Origin of the sequence: Streptomyces tremellae (assembly GCF_039540215.1) — a bacterium.
Lineage (GTDB): Bacteria > Actinomycetota > Actinomycetes > Streptomycetales > Streptomycetaceae > Streptomyces > Streptomyces tremellae.
On sequence record NZ_BAABEP010000074.1, the window covers coordinates 12,364 to 29,382 of the forward strand.

Below are 17,019 nucleotides of genomic sequence, written 5' to 3' on the forward strand. Positions count from 1 at the left end.
TTCCCGCCTTGACAGTAATACTTAGGCACACCTAACTTGAACACTGTTCTACTAGAACGGTGTTCAAGTTCTTCGCTGACGAAGGGACCCCAACATGCCCGGGACACGGCTCGACACAGGGAACCCGCCGGGGGCCGCCCCCGCCGCGGACGGGAGGCGCCGCCATGGCTGAGTCATCACCGCGCGTCGCCGTCGTGGGCGGCGGGCCAGGGGGCCTGACGCTGGCCAGGGTGCTCCAGACGCACGGGGTGGACGTCACGGTCTTCGAGCGGGACGCCTCACCCTCCGCGCGTCCCCCGGGCGGGACGCTCGACCTGCACCCGGGGACCGGGCAGGCGGCGCTGGCCACGGCGGGCCTGACCGAGGGCTTCCGGGCGCTCTCACGCCCCGAGGGCGAGGAGGTGCGGGTGTCCGGCGCGGACGGGCGGGTGCTCGTGCACCACGAGCCCACGCCCGGCGTGGCCGCGCGGCCCGAGATCGACCGCGGCGACCTCAGGTCGCTGCTGCTCGACTCGCTGGCCGCGGGGACGGTCCGCTGGGGGCGGGCGCTCACCGGCATCGCGGCGGCCCCCGGCGGCCGCGGCAGGCCGGTGTTCGCCCAGGGCGCCTCGGAGGCACCCGCGGACGACGGGGTGTTCGACCTGGTCGTGGGCGCGGACGGGGCGTGGTCGAAGACCCGGGCGCACCTGGGCGGCGCGCCGCCCGCCTTCTCCGGGGTGCACCTGGTGGAGGCGCGTGTCGAGGGCCAGGACACCCGGGCGCCCGCGGTCGCCGCGCTGGTCGGCGACGGCAGCCTCTACGCCTTCGAGGACGGCCTCGGCATCATGGCGCAGCGCAACACGCACGGCGTGGTGCGCGTCTACTTCACCCTGCGCGAGCCGGAGGACGCCGAGCTGTACACCCGCGGCGCGCTCGACCGCCCCGGTACGGCGAGGGCCGCGCTGCGTGAGCGCTTCGCCGGCTGGTCGCCCGACCTGCTCGCGCTGCTCGACCTGTGCGGCGACTCCTTCGTCCACCGCCCGCTGTACACGCTGCCGCCCGGCCGCACCTGGCAGGCCCACCCCGGCATCACCCTCGTCGGCGACGCCGCGCACCTGATGACGCCCTTCGCGGGCATGGGCGCCAACCTCGCCATGCTGGACGGCGCCGAGCTGGGCCTCGCGGTGGCGCGCCAGGCGTCCGTACGGGAGGCGGTGGAGCGGTACGAGCGGGACGCCGTGCCCCGCGGCTCACGCGGCATCGAGGCGTCGGAGCGCGGCCTCGCCGCGTGCATGGCCCCCGAGGCACCGGCCAGCGCGGTGGCCTATCTGTCGGCGCTCGCCTGACGGGACCCGCGGGGCGCCCGGTGTTCGCCGGCCACCCCGCGGGCCCGTACGGGCTACGGCCCGGCGTCCGGCGCGGGCGCCTCCGCCGGGGTCTCGCGGCCCACCGCGCGGCGCACCAGGGCGACCGCCACCACGATCGCGGCGACCAGCAGCGAGAGCAGCATCTCGTCGCGCGCGGAGTCGTCGGTGAGCATGTAGCCGACGACGAAGACGATGACCGCCGCCGTCAGCCAGGTCAGGTACGGGAACAGCCACATCCGCACGACCAGCTTCTCCGGCGCCTCGCGCAGGATGATCGGGCGCATGCGCAGCTGCGTCAGGCAGATCACCAGCCATACGAACAGGGCGACCGCGCCAGAGGAGTTCAGCAGGAACTGGAAGACGGTGTCGGGCCACTGGTAGTTGAACCACACCGCGAGGAAGCCGAACGCCACCGACGACAGGATCGCCACGTGCGGCACGCCGCGGCGGCTGGTGCGGTGGAAGGCGCGGGGCGCGTCACCGCGCCGCCCCAGCGAGAAAGCCATCCGCGAGGCCGTGTACAGGCCGGAGTTGAGACAGGACAGCACCGCCGTCAGCACGATCACGTCCATCACGGTGCCCACGTGCGGGATGCCTATCGTGTCGAGTGCGGCGACATAGCTGCCCTCCTTGGTGACGGCGGGGTCCTTCCACGGCACCAGCGCGAGCACCACGAGGATCGAGCCCAGGTAGAACACGCAGATGCGCCAGATCACGCTGTTGGTGGCCTTGGAGACGGCGCGGCGCGGATCGGCGGACTCGCCGGCCGCGAGGGTGACGATCTCGCTGCCCATGAACGAGAACACCACGAGCAGCACCCCGGTGAGGATCGCGCCTGGCCCCTTCGGCAGGAACCCGCCCGCGTCGGTGAGGTGCGAGAAGCCGGAGCCCGGGTGGTCGGAGCCGGGCAGCACGCCGAAAGCGGCCAGCAGCCCGATGACGATGAACGCGCCGATCGCGACGACCTTGATGCCCGCGAACCAGAACTCGAACTCGCCGTAGGAGGCGACCGACGCGAGGTTCGAGCCGGTGAGCACGAACATCACGATCAGCGCCCAGGCCCACTGCGGGACGGCCGGCACCCAGCCGCCCAGGATGGTGGCGCCCGCGGTCGCCTCGACGGCGAGCACGACGACCCAGAAGAACCAGTAGAGCCAGCCGATGGAGAACCCGGCCCAGCGGCCGAGCGCCCGGTCGGCGTAGGCGGAGAACGACCCGGAGCGCGGGTCGGCCGCCGACATCTCGCCGAGCATCCGCATCACGAGGACGACGAGCAGGCCGACGAGGGCGTACGAGACGAGGATGGCCGGGCCCGCGGCGGCGATGCCGGACCCGGAGCCCACGAAGAGGCCCGCGCCGATCACACCGCCGATCGCGATCATCGAGAGGTGGCGGTTCCTGAGCCCGGGGCGCAGGCCGCCCTCGTCCTCGACGGGCGGGGTGGACGGGGGCGGCGCGGCGGGGTCTCCGCCTTCCGCCGTCAGGGTGGGGGGACGAGTCATGTGGTGTGCATCCCTCGGTTGGTTCCACGACGTGGGGACGTCGTCGATGTGTCGGACGGTCGGTGTCATGACGGCCGGCAGCCGGGCACGGGCAGGGTGCGCGAGGGTGTGACCACCGTGGCGCACGCTTCCCGGGACTCCGGACGCGGCCTGCCCCGCATTGTCGGGTCCGGATCAACAGAACGCGAGCCCCCTGCCCTTACCCGGCGGTTCCCGTGCCACACTCGGGGCATGCGCGTCTACCTCGGCTCCGACCACGCGGGCTACGAACTCAAGAACCATCTCGTCCAGTGGCTCACCTCGCACGGCCACGAACCCGTCGACTGCGGACCGCACATCCTCGACGCCCAGGACGACTACCCGCCGTTCTGCCTGCGGGCCGCGGAGCGCACGGCGGCCGACCCGGACAGCCTCGGCATCGTGATCGGCGGCTCGGGCAACGGCGAGCAGATCGCCGCGAACAAGGTCAGGGGCGTGCGGGCCGCGCTGGCGTGGAGCGAGGAGACCGCGCGCCTCGGACGAGAGCACAACAACGCGAACGTGGTGTCGGTGGGCGCGCGGATGCACAGCCGCGACGAGGCCACCTCGTTCGTCGAGGTCTTCCTCGCGACGCCGTACTCCGGCGAGGCGCGGCACACCCGCCGCATCGACATGCTCACGGAGTACGAGAAGACGGGCGAGCTGCCCCCGATCCCCGCACACCACCCCCAGCAGGGCTGAGCGCGGGTCCGCACGTGCCTGAAGGCCACACGATCCACCGCCTCGCCCTGGACCACACGGAGCGCTTCGGCGGCCGGGCGGTCCGGGTGAGCAGCCCGCAGGGCAAGTTCTCCGACGGCGCGGCGCTCCTCGACGGGCGGGTGCTCGACGAGGCCGACGCCCACGGCAAGCACCTCTTCCTCGGCTTCGGCGGCGTCGGCTGGATCCACGTCCACCTGGGCCTCTTCGGCAAGGTCGCCTTCGGCGCGCCGCCCGCGCCGCCGCCCACGGACACGGTGCGGCTGCGGCTGCTGGGCGAGGCCGCGTACATGGACCTGCGGGGGCCGACGACCTGCGCGCTGATCACCGCCGCGGAGAAGCGGGCGGTGCACGAGCGGCTCGGCGCGGACCCGCTGCGGCCCGCCGCGTCGGCCGACGACGCCTGGCCCCGGATCTCCAGGTCCCGTAGGACCGTCGCGGCGCTGCTGATGGACCAGAAGGTCGTGGCGGGCGTGGGCAACGTCTACCGCGCCGAGGTGCTGTTCCGGCACGGCATCGACCCGTACCGCGCGGGCAGCGGCCTGACCCGCGCGGAGTGGGACGCCGTCTGGGCCGACCTGGTGGCCCTGATGCGGGAGGGCGTCCGCGCCAACCGCATCGACACGGTGCGCCCCGAGCACGAGCCCGAGGCGATGGGCCGGGCGCCGCGCGTGGACGGCCACGGGGGTGAGGTGTACGTGTACCGGCGGGCGAACCAGCCGTGCCTGGTGTGCGGCACGCCCGTGCGCACCGCGCCGCTCGCGGCAAGGAACCTGTTCTGGTGCCCGACCTGCCAGGCGCGGTGACCGCGGCGCCTGTGAGATCGTCGGGACCATGGCAGGCGGTGGTACGGACAAGCTCCCCGTGCTCGGCGAGGCGCAGGCGGCGCTGCGGGCGCTCGGCGCGGGCCGCGCGGCGCTCCACCAGCGGCCGGCGGGCCGCGGGCACTGGTTCGCCGACTGGTCGGGGCGGCTGGCCGGCTCGGACGTGTACGTCGCGGTGATGGGCAGGTCGGCCACGGCGCGGAAGGTGCGGGTCGTGCTGGACGACTGGATCCTGGAGGACGTGGCGGTCGGCCGGGTCGGCGCGGTGCTGACGGCGGTCTTCGCGCCCGGCTCCGGCCGGGACCCGGGCGAGGCCTCGGCCGCGATCCGGCTGAAGCGCGCCTACTTCCTCCTGCCGGTGCAGGAGCTGCGGGTGACCGCGGGCCACGCGCGCTACTCCGCCGTCAAGAAGCTGCCCGCCGAGGGGTCCGGGCGCGCCGCCTGGGAACACGCGCTCATGGCAGGGCAGGCCGACGCGGGGAGCGCGGCGGGCTGACACGCGGCGCCGCGCCCCGCTCCGGCCAGGATCCGCACGGGGCAGTGGGGCGTACGGGCAGGTCAGGACGGGATGATTCCCCCTTCGACCATGCTCTGGCCTGCGGCTGCCACGGCGTCCCTGCTGGGGCGCGGTGCCCAGCCGAGGATCTCGCGCGCCGCGTTGGTGGAGAAGCGGCGGGCGTAGCCGAGATCCTGCGCGGCGGCGCGCAGCGCGGGGTTGGTGGCGGCGCCGGCGCGCACGGCGTCGTCGGGTACGGTCTCGGTCGGGACCCGGGCTGCGGCCCGGCCGAGCCCGGCCCGCAGCGTGGCGGCGATCTCGGCCATCGGCAGGGCGGGATCGCTCCCCAGGAGGATGCGCCGCCCGGCGGCCGCGGGCGCGGTCGTGGCGTCGACGTGCGCCGCGGCGACGTCACGCACGTCGACCACGGGGACGTAGAGGTCGAGCAGTCCTGGCACGGCACCGGTGAGGAGCCGTTCGACGATCCGGTTGGCCCCGGACGGCTCGCCGCTCAGCGCGGGCCCGATGACGGCGACGGGGAGCAGCGTGGTCAGCTCGGGGCCGCCGTCGGCGGCGAAGTCCCACGCCGCGCGCTCGGCGAGCGTCTTGCTGCGCCCGTAGGCGTCGGTGCCAGGACCGTCGAGCACGGTCCAGTCCGCCTCGGTGAAGACGCGGCCGTCGTGCGGGTGCCCCCAGGCGACCGCGTGGAAGGCGGAGGTGAGGACCACGCGTGCCGCGCCCGCCGCACGGGCCGCCCGAAGCACGCGCAGGGTGCCTTCGCGGGCGGGGACGATGATCTCGTCCTCGTTCTCGACGTGCCCCGGCATCACCGGCGAGGCCACGTGGATGACATGGCGGACGCCGTCGAGCGCCTCGGCCCACCCGTCGTCGCCCGTCAGGTCGGCGGCGACGAATTCGAGCCGGTCGTCGGCCGTCATGCCGGCCCTGCGCAGGGACGCGCGGACGGCCTCCTCGCGTGCGAGCGAGCGCACGGTGGTGCGCACCCTGAGGCCCCGGGCGAGCGCGTCGAGGACGACGTGCCCGCCGATGAAGCCGGAGCCCCCGGTCACCAGAACGTCTTGCTGAGCCACTTCCCGTCTTCCTTCCCTCGGTGTCTTCCGGCCGCGTACGGCCCGTGCCCCGGACGCGGGTCCGCGGCCCGCCGCCGTGCGGGGCCGATCCTCCCCCGCCCGGCAGCGTCCAGCCTGGGGGCGCGGGGGAGGGCGGGCCAGTGCCCTCCCGACACTGGTAGTCCCGGGGACAGGCACGGCGCCCGGACCGCTGCCTACGCTTGAGGGCATGGACAAGGAGCCGAACCTGCTGGGCGAGTACCTCCGTGCCCGCCGCGAGCTCGTCACCCCGGAGCAGGCCGGGATCCCGGTCCTCGGCCCGCGCCGCGTCCCGGGGCTGCGCCGGGAGGAGGTGGCGATGCTCTCGGGCATCAGCGCCGAGTACTACCTGCGCCTCGAACAGGGCCGGGACCGCAATCCCTCGGTCCAGGTCCTCGAGTCCATCGCCCGGGTCCTGCGGCTCGACGACACCACCTACCTGCTCGGCCTCGTCGGCGGCAGGCCACGGCGCAGGAGCCGGCGCCCGCAGCACGAGACCGTGCCGCCCAGCACGGCCAGGCTCGTGCGGTCCCTCGGTCTGCCGGCGTTCGTCGAGGGCCGCTACCTCGACGTGCTGGCCGCCAACCCGCTGGCCACCGCCTTCTCCCCACGCCTGACACCGGGCCGCAACCGGCTCAGGGACGTCTTCCTCGACGAGGCGGAGGCGGCGATGTTCCCCGGGTGGGAGCGGACCACGGCCGGCCTGGTCGCAAGCTTCCGCAACTCGGTCGGCACCGACGCGGACGACCCCCGGGTGATCGGGCTGGTCGGCGAACTCTCGGTGGCCAGTGCGCGCTTCCGCACGCTGTGGGCCCGCCACGACGCGGGGAACCGGCGCACGAGCGCCACCCTGACCTTCGCCCACCCCCAGCTCGGGCCGGTCACCCTGGACCGCGAGAAACTGCTGGTCAACGGGACCGACGGGATCATGCTCGTCATCTACCACCCGGAGCCCGGCTCCGAGAGCGCCGACAAGCTCGCCCTGCTCGCCTCGGCCTCCCTCGAGCCCGCGAGGTCCCGAGCCGCCACCCGGCCGGACAGCGCCTGAGGCCCGAACCGGCCCGGCCTACCGCTGTTCTCCCGCGCCGGACTGCTCGGGCGCGTGGAGAGAGCGCGCGCGGGTCCCGCGCTCGGTGCCGTCGTCCGCCGCAAGCCCGATCAGGAGGAGCTCGACGAGCCGCCCGAGGGCCGCGCCCGAGCGCGCGGGCCGGAACGAGGCGACCGCGCCGAGGCACACCCGTACGTCCTCCACCGTGACGTCCTGGCGCACCGCGCCGGCCTCGCGTGCGCGGTCCACGAGCTGCCGCATCGCGCCTTCCTGCGCGCGGCGGTCGGCGGCGAAGGCGGCGGCCGCCGGGTGGGAGCCGAACAGGGCCTCGTCCAGCCCGCGGTCGTGTACCCGGTGCTCCGCGAAACGGCGCACGGCGCCGCCGAGCGCCCGCCAGGGATCGGGCTCGGCCAAGAGCGCCCGCATGTCCGCACGGCACTCCGCGACGAGCTCGGCGAGCGCCGCCGCGACGAGGTCGGTGCGTGCCGGGAAGTGCCGGTGGACCGTGGCGGTGCCCAGGCCGGCGCGGCGGGCGATCTCGCGCATCGGCACGTCGAGCCCCTCGCCCGCGAAAGCGGCGCGCGCGGTGGCGAGGATGCGGCGGCGGTTGAACTCCGCGTCCGCGCGTGGTTTCCGAGTCACTTCGTTCTCCGCGGTTCTCACTTCGGCCAGGGACGGGGCACCTGCCGCGCGTCCACGGCCACCGTAGAGCGGGGCCCGGAGACTCCGGGCCGGAGAGGTGGCCATGCGGGCAGTGCGGTACGAGCGTTTCGGTCCCCCCGGTGTCCTCGCCATCGGTTGTTCGCCCGAGCCGCACGCGGGCCGCGGGGAGGTCCGTGTCGCGGTGCGCACCAGCGGGGTGTCGCCCGTCGACCTCGCCCTGCGGGCGGGTGCGTCGCCCTCACGCGACAGCCTCGCGCTGCCCCACGTCCCCGGAGTGGACGCGGCCGGCGTGATCGACGAGGTCGGCGAGGGCGTGGCGGGCTGCGCCGCCGGGGACGAGGTGTTCGGCGCCGTCGACGTGTCCCGGCTCGGCGGGGCGTGCGCGCAGTTCGCCGTCCTGGCGTTCTGGGAGGCGAAGCCGGCCGCCCTGTCGTGGGAGGAGGCGGGCGCCGCAGCGACGGGTGTGGAGACGGCCACCCGCGCGCTCGACCTGCTCGGAGTGCGCGAAGGGAAGGCGACGACCCTGCTGATCGACGGCGCGACGGGTGGCGTCGGCAGCATCGCCGTGCAGTTGGCCGCGGCTCGCGGGGCCCGCGTCGTCGCGACCGGCCGCCCCGGCAGCGAAGGGTTCCTCTCCGCGCTCGGCGCGGTCCCACTGCCCTACGGGCCCGGCCTGGCCGGGCGCGTCCGCGCACTGGGCATCTCGCGCGTCGACCGAGCGCTCGACGTGGCAGGGGCCGGGGCGCTCGACGAACTCGTCCGCCTCACCGGCGGCGCCGAGTCGGTGGTCACCCTGGCGGACGCGACAGGCCCGAGCCGCGGGGTGCGCCTCTCCCGCGGCCGGTTCTGCGGCGAGCCCGACGGGTGCCATGGGCTCGCCGTCGCCGCAGGTCTCGCGGAGAGGGGGCTGTTCCGCGTACCCGTCCAGGGGGTTCACCCGGCCGACCGGGCGGCGGAGGCGCACGCGGCGGCCGGTACGGGGCCCCGACTGGGGAAGACCGTCATCGATCTCGCCGCGCTCTCCCGCGGGGGCCCGGCGGCGGGGTGACGGGCGGGCGGGGCCAGGTGCCGAGCACGGCCGTCGCGCCGAGGCCGTCGTCCTCGGCGGTGCGCGCTTCGAGCCCGGCCGCGGTGAACGCGGCGAGCGCCGCGGGCGCCTGGCGCCCGCCGGCCTCGCTCAGCAGCACGCCGCCCGGCGCGAGCCACTGCGGCGCCTCGGCCGCGACCCGGCGCAGCACGTCGAGCCCGTCGCCGCCGCCGTCGAGGGAGAGCAGCGGCTCGTGCTCACGGGCCTCGGCCGGCAGCAGCGGCACCTCGCCCGTCGGTACGTAGGGGACGTTGGCGACGAGCACGTCGACCCTGCCCCGCAGCCGCCGCGGCAGCGCCGCGAAGAGGTCGCCCTGGTGGACGGCGGCGCCGAGGGGTTCGAGGTTGCGGCGGGCACAGGCGACCGCGGCGGGGTCGAGGTCGGCCGCGTGCACCTCCGCGGCGCCCGCGCCCGCGAGGGCGGCGCCGAGCGCGCCCGAGCCGCAGCACAGGTCCACGGCGGTGCCGCCGGGCGGCAGCAGCCGCAGGGCGTGGCCCGCGAGGAACTCGGTGCGGCGGCGGGGGACGAAGACGCCGGGGCCCACGGCGATCCGCATGCCGAGGAAGCCGGCCCAGCCGAGCACGTGTTCGAGCGGCTCGCCCGCGGCACGGCGCGCGGCCATCCGGCCGGCCTCCTCCGGCCCCGCGGCGGTGGACAGGATGAGCGCGGCCTCCTCCTCGGCGAAGACGCAGCCCGCGGCGCGGAGCTCGGCGACGAGTGACATGGCGCGTGGCGGACCTTCCTGAAGGGGGTACGGCGCGCGCCGTACCCCAGGCCGCGGGCTGCCGCCCCGGCCGGGTCCGGGGCACCGACGCCGGCCGGACCCGCCCCCGGGCGCGCGGTCGCCGAACGTACCACGGCCGCCAGGCCGGCAGACCGCCCCCGCGCGCCGTCGGACTCCCCGGGCGGCGCCCCTGGTGCTGCCGGGGCTCCCGGGGCCCCCGGGAGCGGCGGATTCCCCCGATCCGGGGGTGTGGGAGGGCGGGAGGGGCGTCGGGGCCCGGCCTCCCCGACAATGGGGTGGACAACGTCACGTGTACGGCCCGCAAGATGGGCAAGGCACAACCCCGGGGCCGGAGCCGCGACGGCGCGGAGCCGCCCAGGACCACCGCAGCGTACGTACAGCGCCGTGCGTGCACGCCTCCTCCCGTACACACGTCACCGCAAGGAGTCCCCGTGAAGGTCGGAATCGTCGGAGCCACCGGTCAGGTCGGCACGGTCATGCGCAGGATCCTCGCGGAGCGCGACTTCCCGCTCACGCGGCTGCGCCTGTTCGCGTCGGCGCGCTCGGCCGGCACCGCGCTGGAGTGGCGGGGCGAGGAGATCACGGTCGAGGACGCGGCGACGGCCGACTACACGGGCCTCGACATCGTGCTGTTCTCCGCGGGCGGCGCCACCTCGAAGGCGCTGGCCGAGCGGGTCGCGGGGCAGGGCGCCGTGGTGATCGACAACTCGTCCGCGTGGCGGCGCGACCCCGCCGTGCCGCTGGTGGTCAGCGAGGTCAACCCGCACGCGGTCGCCGACCGGCCCAAGGGCATCATCGCCAACCCGAACTGCACGACGATGGCCGCGATGCCCGTGCTCAGGCCGCTGCACGCGGAGGCGGGGCTCACGGCGCTGGTCGCCACCACCTACCAGGCGGTCTCAGGGTCGGGTCTCGCGGGCGTCGCCGAGCTGCACGACCAGGCGCGCAAGGTGGTGGAGGCGGCGGACGGCCTCACCCACGACGGCCGCGCGGTCGACTTCCCCGAGCCGTCCGTCTACAAGCGCCCCATCGCCTTCAACGTGCTCCCCTTCGCGGGCAACCTCGTCGACGACGGGCTGCACGAGACGGACGAGGAGCAGAAGCTCCGCCACGAGTCCCGCAAGATCCTGGAGATCCCGGAGCTGAAGGTCTCGGGCACCTGCGTGCGTGTGCCGGTCTTCACCGGGCACTCGCTCCAGGTCAACGCGCGCTTCGAGCGGCCGCTGTCCGTGGAGCGCGCCTACGAGCTGCTGGCGGGCGCCCCCGGCGTGGAGGTCTCCGAGATCCCCACCCCGCTCCAGGCCGCGGGCACCGACCCGTCGTACGTCGGCCGCATCCGGGTGGACGAGACGGTGGAGGACGGCAGGGGCCTCGCCCTGTTCGTCTCCAACGACAACCTCCGCAAGGGGGCCGCGCTCAACGCGGTCCAGATCGCGGAGCTGGTCGCGGCGGAGCTCGGCCGCGCCTGAGCCGCACGGCACGGACCCGGGGGGCCGGGGCGCCTGGCGCGTCCCGGCCCCCCGGCGCGTCCCGGCCTCCCGGCGCGTCCAGGTCCCCTGGGCGTACCGGGGTATATCCCTCGCCGTCCGCCCCCGTCCGCGTGGAAGGATGGCGGCCGTACAGCGTCACACAACGAGGAGATGACCCGGTGCCTGGTACGAACCTGACCCGCGACGAGGCGCAGCAGCGGGCACGGCTGCTCCGCGTGGACGGCTACGAGATCGACGTGGACCTCGGCGGGGCGCAGGACGGGGGCACGTTCCCCTCGGTGACCCTCGTGCGCTTCGACAGCGCGGAGGACGGCGCGGAGACGTTCATCGACCTGGTGGCGCCCGCGGTGCGCGAGGTCGTGCTGAACGGCACGGCGCTCGACGTGGACGCGGTATTCAAGGACTCGCGGATCGCGCTGCCAGGACTGCGGGCGGGCGCCAACGAGCTGCGGGTGGTGGCGGACTGCGCGTACACCAACACCGGCGAGGGGCTGCACAGGTTCGTCGACCCGGTCGACCAGCAGGCCTATCTCTACACGCAGTTCGAGGTGGCGGACTCGCGCCGGGTGTTCGCGGTGTTCGAGCAGCCCGACCTGAAGGCGACGTTCCGTTTCACCGTGAAGGCGCCCGAGGGCTGGACCGTGGTGTCGAACTCCCCGACGCCGGAGGCGGACGCCGACGGCGTGCGCCGCTTCGAGGCGACGCCCCGGATCTCCTCGTACATCACGGCGCTCGTCGCCGGCCCGTACCACTGTGTGCACAGCACGTACGAGAAGGACGGGCGCACGGTCCCGCTCGGCATCTACTGCCGCCCCTCGCTGGCGGAGTTCCTCGACGCGGACGCCGTCTTCGACGTGACCCGGCAGGGCTTCGACTGGTTCCAGGAGAAGTTCGACCACCCGTACCCGTTCGCCAAGTACGACCAGCTGTTCGTGCCGGAGTTCAACGCGGGCGCGATGGAGAACGCGGGCGCGGTGACCATCCGCGACCAGTACGTCTTCCGCTCCAAGGTGACGGACGCGGCCTACGAGGGCCGCGCCGAGACCATCCTGCACGAGCTGGCGCACATGTGGTTCGGCGACCTGGTCACCATGGAGTGGTGGAACGACCTGTGGCTGAACGAGTCGTTCGCCACCTTCACCTCGATCGCCTGCCAGGCGGCGGCGCCGGGCTCGCGCTGGCCCCAGTCGTGGACGAGCTTCGCCAACTCGATGAAGACCTGGGCGTACCGGCAGGACCAGCTGCCCTCCACCCACCCGATCATGGCGGACATCCGCGACCTGGACGACGTGCTCGTCAACTTCGACGGGATCACGTACGCCAAGGGCGCCTCCGTGCTCAAGCAGCTCGTCGCGTACGTCGGCGAGGACGAGTTCTTCCGCGGCGTGCAGGCGTACTTCAAGGAGCACGCCTTCGGCAACACCCGCCTCTTGGACCTGCTCGGCGCGCTGGAGCAGACCTCGGGGCGCGATCTGAAGGCGTGGTCGAAGGCGTGGCTGGAGACCGCGGGCATCAACGTGCTGCGGCCCGCGATCGAGACCGACGCGTCCGGCGCCGTCACCTCCTTCGCCGTGCGTCAGGAGGCCCCCGCGCTGCCCGAGGGGGCCAAGGGCACCCCGGTGCTGCGCCCGCACCGGATCGCGATCGGATGCTACGACTTCGACGCGGAGGGCCGCCTCGCCCGCACCGACCGCATCGAGCTCGACGTGGAAGGCGAGCGCACCGAGGTGCCGTTCCCCGCGGGCCGGCGGCGGCCCGCGGTGATCCTCCTCAACGACGACGACCTCTCGTACGCGAAGGTGCGCCTCGACGAGGAGTCGCTGAAGACCGTCACCGAGCACCTCGGCGACTTCGCGGAGTCCCTGCCGCGCGCCCTGTGCTGGGCGTCGGCGTGGGACATGACCCGCGACGGCGAGCTGGCCACCCGCGACTACCTGAAGCTGGTGCTCTCCGGCATCTCCAAGGAGAGCGACATCGGCGTGGTGCAGTCGCTGCACCGGCAGGCGAAGCTGGCGCTCGACCAGTACGCGGCGCCGTCCTGGCGGGAGGCGGGCCTCACCCAGTGGACGGAGGCCACCCTCGCGCACCTGCGGGCCGCCGAGCCCGGCAGCGACCACCAGCTCGCGTGGGCGCGGGCGTTCGCCGCGACGGCCCGCACCCCGCAGCAGCTGCACCTGCTCCAGGGTCTGCTCGACGGCCGCGAGACCATCGAGGGCCTCGCCGTCGACACGGAGCTGCGCTGGGCGTTCGTGCAGCGGCTCGCGGCGACCGGCGACTTCGACGAGGAGGAGATCGCCGCCGAGTACGAGCGCGACCGCACCGCGGCGGGCGAGCGGCACGCGGCAGCCGCGCGCTCGGCGCGGCCCACGGCGGCGGCGAAGGCCGAGGCGTGGGCGTCGGTCGTCGAGGACGACAAGCTGCCCAACGCGGTGCAGGAGGCCGTGATCGCGGGCTTCGTCCAGACCGACCAGCGCGAGCTGCTCGCCCCGTACGCGCAGAGGTACTTCGCGGCCGTGGGCGACGTGTGGGAGTCCAGGTCGCACGAGATGGCCCAGCAGATCGCCATCGGCCTGTACCCGGCGCTCCAGGTCTCGCAGGAGACCCTGGACGCGACGGACGCGTGGCTCGCGTCCGCGGGCCCCAACGCGGCGCTGCGCCGCCTGGTGGCCGAGGCGCGGCCCGACGTCGAGCGCGCCCTGCGCACCGCCGCGGCCGACGAGGCCGCGGGCGCCTGACGCCCGGCAGCGGCCGCGCAGGCCCCGCCCGCCTCCCGCGGGCGGGGCCTGCGCCGTCTCCTGGCGGCGCACGCGGGAGGCGTACTGGAGGCGGCGGGCTCGCGGACGTAGCGTGCTGCGCGGCAGCCGCGGCGCCCTGGCCCGCGGCCCGTCGAGAGGAGAGTCCGGTGCGCATCGGTTTCACGCTCCCCCAGTTCGGGGCGATGGCTCAACAGTCGGGCGAGGTGGCGCGGTTCGCCGCGGAGGCGGAACGGCTCGGGGCGGCGAGCCTGTGGGTGGGCGACCGGCTGCTCGCGCCGGTCGAGCCGTCCGTGGGATACGCCGGCACGGACACGATCCCGGAGAACTTCCGGGCCGTGCTCGATCCGTTCGCGCTGATGGCGGTCGCCGCGTCCGCGACCCGTACGGCGCTGATCGGCAGCAATGTCCTCAACGCGCCCTGGTATCCGCCCGCGCTGCTGGCACGCCAGCTCACCACGGTCGACGCGCTCAGCGGCGGCCGGCTGCTGCCCGGCTTCGGGATCGGCTGGTCGCCCGAGGAGTACGCGGCGGCCGGGGTGCCGATGCGGGAGCGCGGGGCGCGCCTCGACGAGTGCCTCGACGCGCTGGAGGCGTGGTGGGGGCCGAGCCCCGCCGCGTACGAGGGGCGGCACTGGACGGTGCCCGCGACCCATGTGGAGCTGCGGCCGGCCCAGCGGCCGCACCCGCCGGTGTACCTCGGCGGCTACTCCCCCGCGGCCCTCGACCGCACGGCCCGCAGGGCGGCCGGGTGGCTGCCGGTGGCGGCGCCGGGGCGCGCGGAGTTCGACCCCGCTTCCGTGTCGGTGCCGTTCGGCCGGGTCAGGGAGCTTGCGGCCGGGTACGGCAGGGACCCTGAGGAACTGCGCGTGGTGCTGCGGGTCAATCCGCAGGGCGGCGCGGGCCTCGACGCGGTCCTGGGGGCGCTGCGGACCGCGGAGCGCGCGGCGGGCGTGGAGCACGCGTTCGTGGAGCTGATGAACGTGGCGGAGAGCGTCGACGCGGCCCTGGAGTGCGTGGAGCGGGTCCTGCGCGCGGCCGCCTGAGCCGCGGCGCGCGCCGGGCGGGCCGGGAGCGGCCGGCCCAGGACGCACGGAACCGGCCGCGCGGCGGCGGCCGGTTCCGACGAGGGCGTCAGACGCCCGCCTTGGCCTTCTTCTTGGGCTTGACCACCGAGGTGGGCGAGTCCGTCTTGCGGGACTTGTCCAGCAGGACGACGAGCCCGGCGATGATCGCGAACAGCGCGAGCGGGCACAGCACGAAGAGGCCGACCGTCTGGATCACGCTCAGACCGGGGCCCGGGTCGTCACCGTCGTCCCGGGTGAGGGCCAGCGCCGGGGACGACATCAGCAGCATCATCAGCGTCGTACCGGCCGCGACGGCGCCGGCGCGCAGAGCGTTCTTCTTGTCCACGGTGCCAACGTAGCGAACGCCCGCGCGGCACGCGCGGCCGGGGTGCCGTACGCGCCGTTCAGCGCGGCCGCACTCCCTCCATCAGGCGACGCAGGCGCGGCGACGCGGCGAGTTGTTCGAGCGTCACCGGGCGGCCCGCCGCGTCCGCGACCGGCAGCCGCCAGTTGGGGTACTGGTCCCAGGTGCCCGGCAGGTTCTGCGGGCGGCGGTCGCCGACCGTGTCGGGCAGCCAGACGCCCACCATCCGCGCGGGCGTGGCCAGCAGGAAGCGGTGGACCGCGCGGATCTCCTCCTCCTCGTCCCGCGCGCCGCCGTCCGCCGCGCCGGCGGGCAGCAGGCCGAGCCGTACGAGGTCCCGCAGCCAGGCGGCCACCTCGGCGCGGTCCTCGGCGAGCTCCCGCTCCAGCGGCCGGGTCAGCAGGCCGAGCCGGTGGCGCAGCGCGACGTGCTCGCCGGTGAGGCGGGCGGCGGTGGACGGCAGGTCGTGGGTGGTGGCCGTGGCCACGCACCCGGGCCGCCACTCGGCCGGGTCGAGCGGCGGCTGCCCCTCGCGGTCCCAGTGGCGCTCGAACCACAGGACGGACGTGCCGAGCACGCCGTGCAGCGCGAGCCGCTCCCGTACGCCCGGCTCGACCGTGCCGAGGTCCTCGCCGACGACGACGGCGCCCGCGCGGTGCGCTTCGAGGACGAGGACGGCGAGCATCGCGTCGGCGTCGTAGCGCACGTACGTGCCGCGGGTCGGGTCGCCGCCCGCCGGGATCCACCAGAGCCTGAACAGGCCCATCACATGGTCGATGCGCAGCGCGCCCGCGTGCCGCAGCAGGCCGCGCAGCAGGCCGCGGTAGGCGGCGTAGCCGGTGGCGGCGAGCGCGTCCGGCCGCCACGGCGGCAGCCCCCAGTCCTGGCCGAGGGAGTTGAAGGCGTCGGGCGGCGCGCCCACGGACATGCCGGCGGCGAACACGTCGTGCTGCGCCCAGGTGTCGGCGCCGTCCGGGTGCACGCCGACGGCGAGGTCGTGCACGATGCCGACGCCCATGCCCGCCTCGCGGGCGGCGCGGCTCGCGGCGGCCAGCTGCTCGTCGGTGAGCCAGGCGGCGCGGCGGTGGAACTCGACGCGGTCCGCGAGCTGCTCGCGGGCGGCGGCGGTCTGCGGCGAGCGCGGGTCGCGCAACCCCTCTGGCCAGGCGGCGCGGTCGGTGCCGTGGGCCTCTGCGAGCGCGCACCAGGTAGCGTGGTCGTCGAGGGCCGCGCCCTGCTCCGCACGGAAGTCCTCGTAGGCGGCGCGGCGGCCGGGGCCGAGCTCCGCCGCGCAGAGCACGTCGAGCGCCTCGCGCTTGAGCGCCCAGACGGCGTCCCGGTCGATCAGGGCGTCCGCGCCGAGCACGGCGTCGCGCAGGCCGGCGGCGCGCGCGGCGAGCGCGGCCAGGCGCTCCCGGTCCGCGCCGGTGGCGTACGCGTACTCGGGGACGTCCTCGATCCGCAGGTGGACCGGGTCGGGGAAGCGGCGTGACGAGGGGCGGTAGGGGGAGGGGTCGGTGGGGTCCCCCGGCACGGCCGCGTGCAGCGGGTTGATCTGGACGAACCCGGCGCCGAGGCTCCGTCCGGCCCAGGACGCCAGCTCGGCCAGGTCGCCGAGGTCGCCCATGCCCCAGGAGCGTGCGGACAGCAGCGAGTAGAGCTGGACGAGGAACCCGTAGGCGCGTTCGCCGGGTTGCGGGGTGCGCGGCGGGGCGACGACGAGGGTCGCGTCGGCGCTGCGGCCGTCCAAGTCGGAGGCCAAGCGGTCTTAGGAAGACAACGTGCGA

The 17,019-nt window shown here is 75.2% G+C and carries 14 protein-coding genes; 9 read left to right on the plus strand and 5 right to left on the minus strand.

All coding sequences use genetic code 11. The features are described from left to right. Positions 1–164 precede the first annotated feature (164 nt). On the plus strand, positions 165–1,325 hold the full coding sequence (locus ABEA77_RS30205) for an FAD-dependent oxidoreductase (protein ID WP_345654605.1): 1,161 nt from the start codon (positions 165–167) through the stop codon (positions 1,323–1,325). Between the two features lie 53 nt (positions 1,326–1,378). On the opposite strand, the gene ABEA77_RS30210 is transcribed toward ABEA77_RS30205, so the two are convergent. Next, positions 1,379–2,848: an amino acid permease gene (locus ABEA77_RS30210; protein WP_345654608.1), complete on the minus strand. Its 1,470-nt coding sequence runs from the start codon at positions 2,846–2,848 to the stop codon at positions 1,379–1,381. 231 nt (positions 2,849–3,079) lie between these two features. Between ABEA77_RS30210 and ABEA77_RS30215 the strand changes: the two genes are divergently transcribed. The 3 genes from ABEA77_RS30215 to ABEA77_RS30225 are packed head-to-tail and all read left to right on the plus strand — an operon-like array spanning position 3,080 to position 4,906. Continuing rightward, a complete protein-coding gene (locus ABEA77_RS30215) occupies positions 3,080–3,568 on the plus strand; it encodes a ribose-5-phosphate isomerase (RefSeq protein ID WP_345654611.1) in 489 nt (162 codons plus the stop codon). Between the two features lie 14 nt (positions 3,569–3,582). Further along, a complete protein-coding gene (locus ABEA77_RS30220) occupies positions 3,583–4,392 on the plus strand; it encodes an Fpg/Nei family DNA glycosylase (protein ID WP_345654614.1) in 810 nt (269 codons plus the stop codon). A gap of 28 nt (positions 4,393–4,420) precedes the next feature. Continuing rightward, positions 4,421–4,906 (plus strand): hypothetical protein, encoded by a 486-nt coding sequence (locus tag ABEA77_RS30225; protein WP_345654617.1) that lies wholly within the window; start codon positions 4,421–4,423, stop codon positions 4,904–4,906. 62 nt (positions 4,907–4,968) lie between these two features. On the opposite strand, the gene ABEA77_RS30230 is transcribed toward ABEA77_RS30225, so the two are convergent. Next, entirely contained in the window at positions 4,969–5,997 is a 1,029-nt protein-coding gene (locus ABEA77_RS30230; protein WP_345654620.1) for an NAD-dependent epimerase/dehydratase family protein, read from the minus strand. A 208-nt stretch (positions 5,998–6,205) separates the two neighbouring features. Here ABEA77_RS30230 and ABEA77_RS30235 point away from each other — a divergent pair, with 208 nt between their 5' ends. Continuing rightward, entirely contained in the window at positions 6,206–7,063 is an 858-nt protein-coding gene (locus ABEA77_RS30235) for a helix-turn-helix domain-containing protein (protein ID WP_345654622.1), read from the plus strand. A gap of 18 nt (positions 7,064–7,081) precedes the next feature. Here the strand turns inward: ABEA77_RS30235 and ABEA77_RS30240 are convergent, their stop codons facing one another. Next, positions 7,082–7,705: a TetR/AcrR family transcriptional regulator gene (locus tag ABEA77_RS30240; RefSeq protein WP_345654625.1), complete on the minus strand. Its 624-nt coding sequence runs from the start codon at positions 7,703–7,705 to the stop codon at positions 7,082–7,084. 103 nt (positions 7,706–7,808) lie between these two features. Here ABEA77_RS30240 and ABEA77_RS30245 point away from each other — a divergent pair, with 103 nt between their 5' ends. Next, entirely contained in the window at positions 7,809–8,774 is a 966-nt protein-coding gene (locus ABEA77_RS30245; protein WP_345654628.1) for an NADP-dependent oxidoreductase, read from the plus strand. Here ABEA77_RS30245 and ABEA77_RS30250 read toward each other — a convergent pair. Further along, complete coding sequence (locus ABEA77_RS30250; RefSeq protein WP_345654630.1) at positions 8,728–9,537, minus strand: putative protein N(5)-glutamine methyltransferase; 810 nt, start codon at positions 9,535–9,537, stop codon at positions 8,728–8,730. The genes ABEA77_RS30245 and ABEA77_RS30250 overlap by 47 nt on opposite strands. A 452-nt stretch (positions 9,538–9,989) precedes the next feature. Here ABEA77_RS30250 and ABEA77_RS30255 point away from each other — a divergent pair, with 452 nt between their 5' ends. The 3 genes from ABEA77_RS30255 (at position 9,990) to ABEA77_RS30265 (ending at position 14,847) form a co-directional block, all read left to right on the plus strand. Next, entirely contained in the window at positions 9,990–11,027 is a 1,038-nt protein-coding gene (locus ABEA77_RS30255; RefSeq protein ID WP_345654633.1) for an aspartate-semialdehyde dehydrogenase, read from the plus strand. Between the two features lie 179 nt (positions 11,028–11,206). Then, entirely contained in the window at positions 11,207–13,783 is a 2,577-nt protein-coding gene (gene pepN / locus ABEA77_RS30260) for an aminopeptidase N (protein WP_345654636.1), read from the plus strand. Between the two features lie 167 nt (positions 13,784–13,950). Further along, on the plus strand, positions 13,951–14,847 hold the full coding sequence (locus ABEA77_RS30265) for a TIGR03619 family F420-dependent LLM class oxidoreductase (protein WP_345654639.1): 897 nt from the start codon (positions 13,951–13,953) through the stop codon (positions 14,845–14,847). An 88-nt stretch (positions 14,848–14,935) separates the two neighbouring features. Here ABEA77_RS30265 and ABEA77_RS30270 read toward each other — a convergent pair whose 3' ends face one another. Further along, positions 14,936–15,214, minus strand: coding sequence for a hypothetical protein (locus ABEA77_RS30270; protein WP_345654642.1), 279 nt, complete (start codon positions 15,212–15,214; stop codon positions 14,936–14,938). Positions 15,215–17,019: the final 1,805 nt, after the last annotated feature.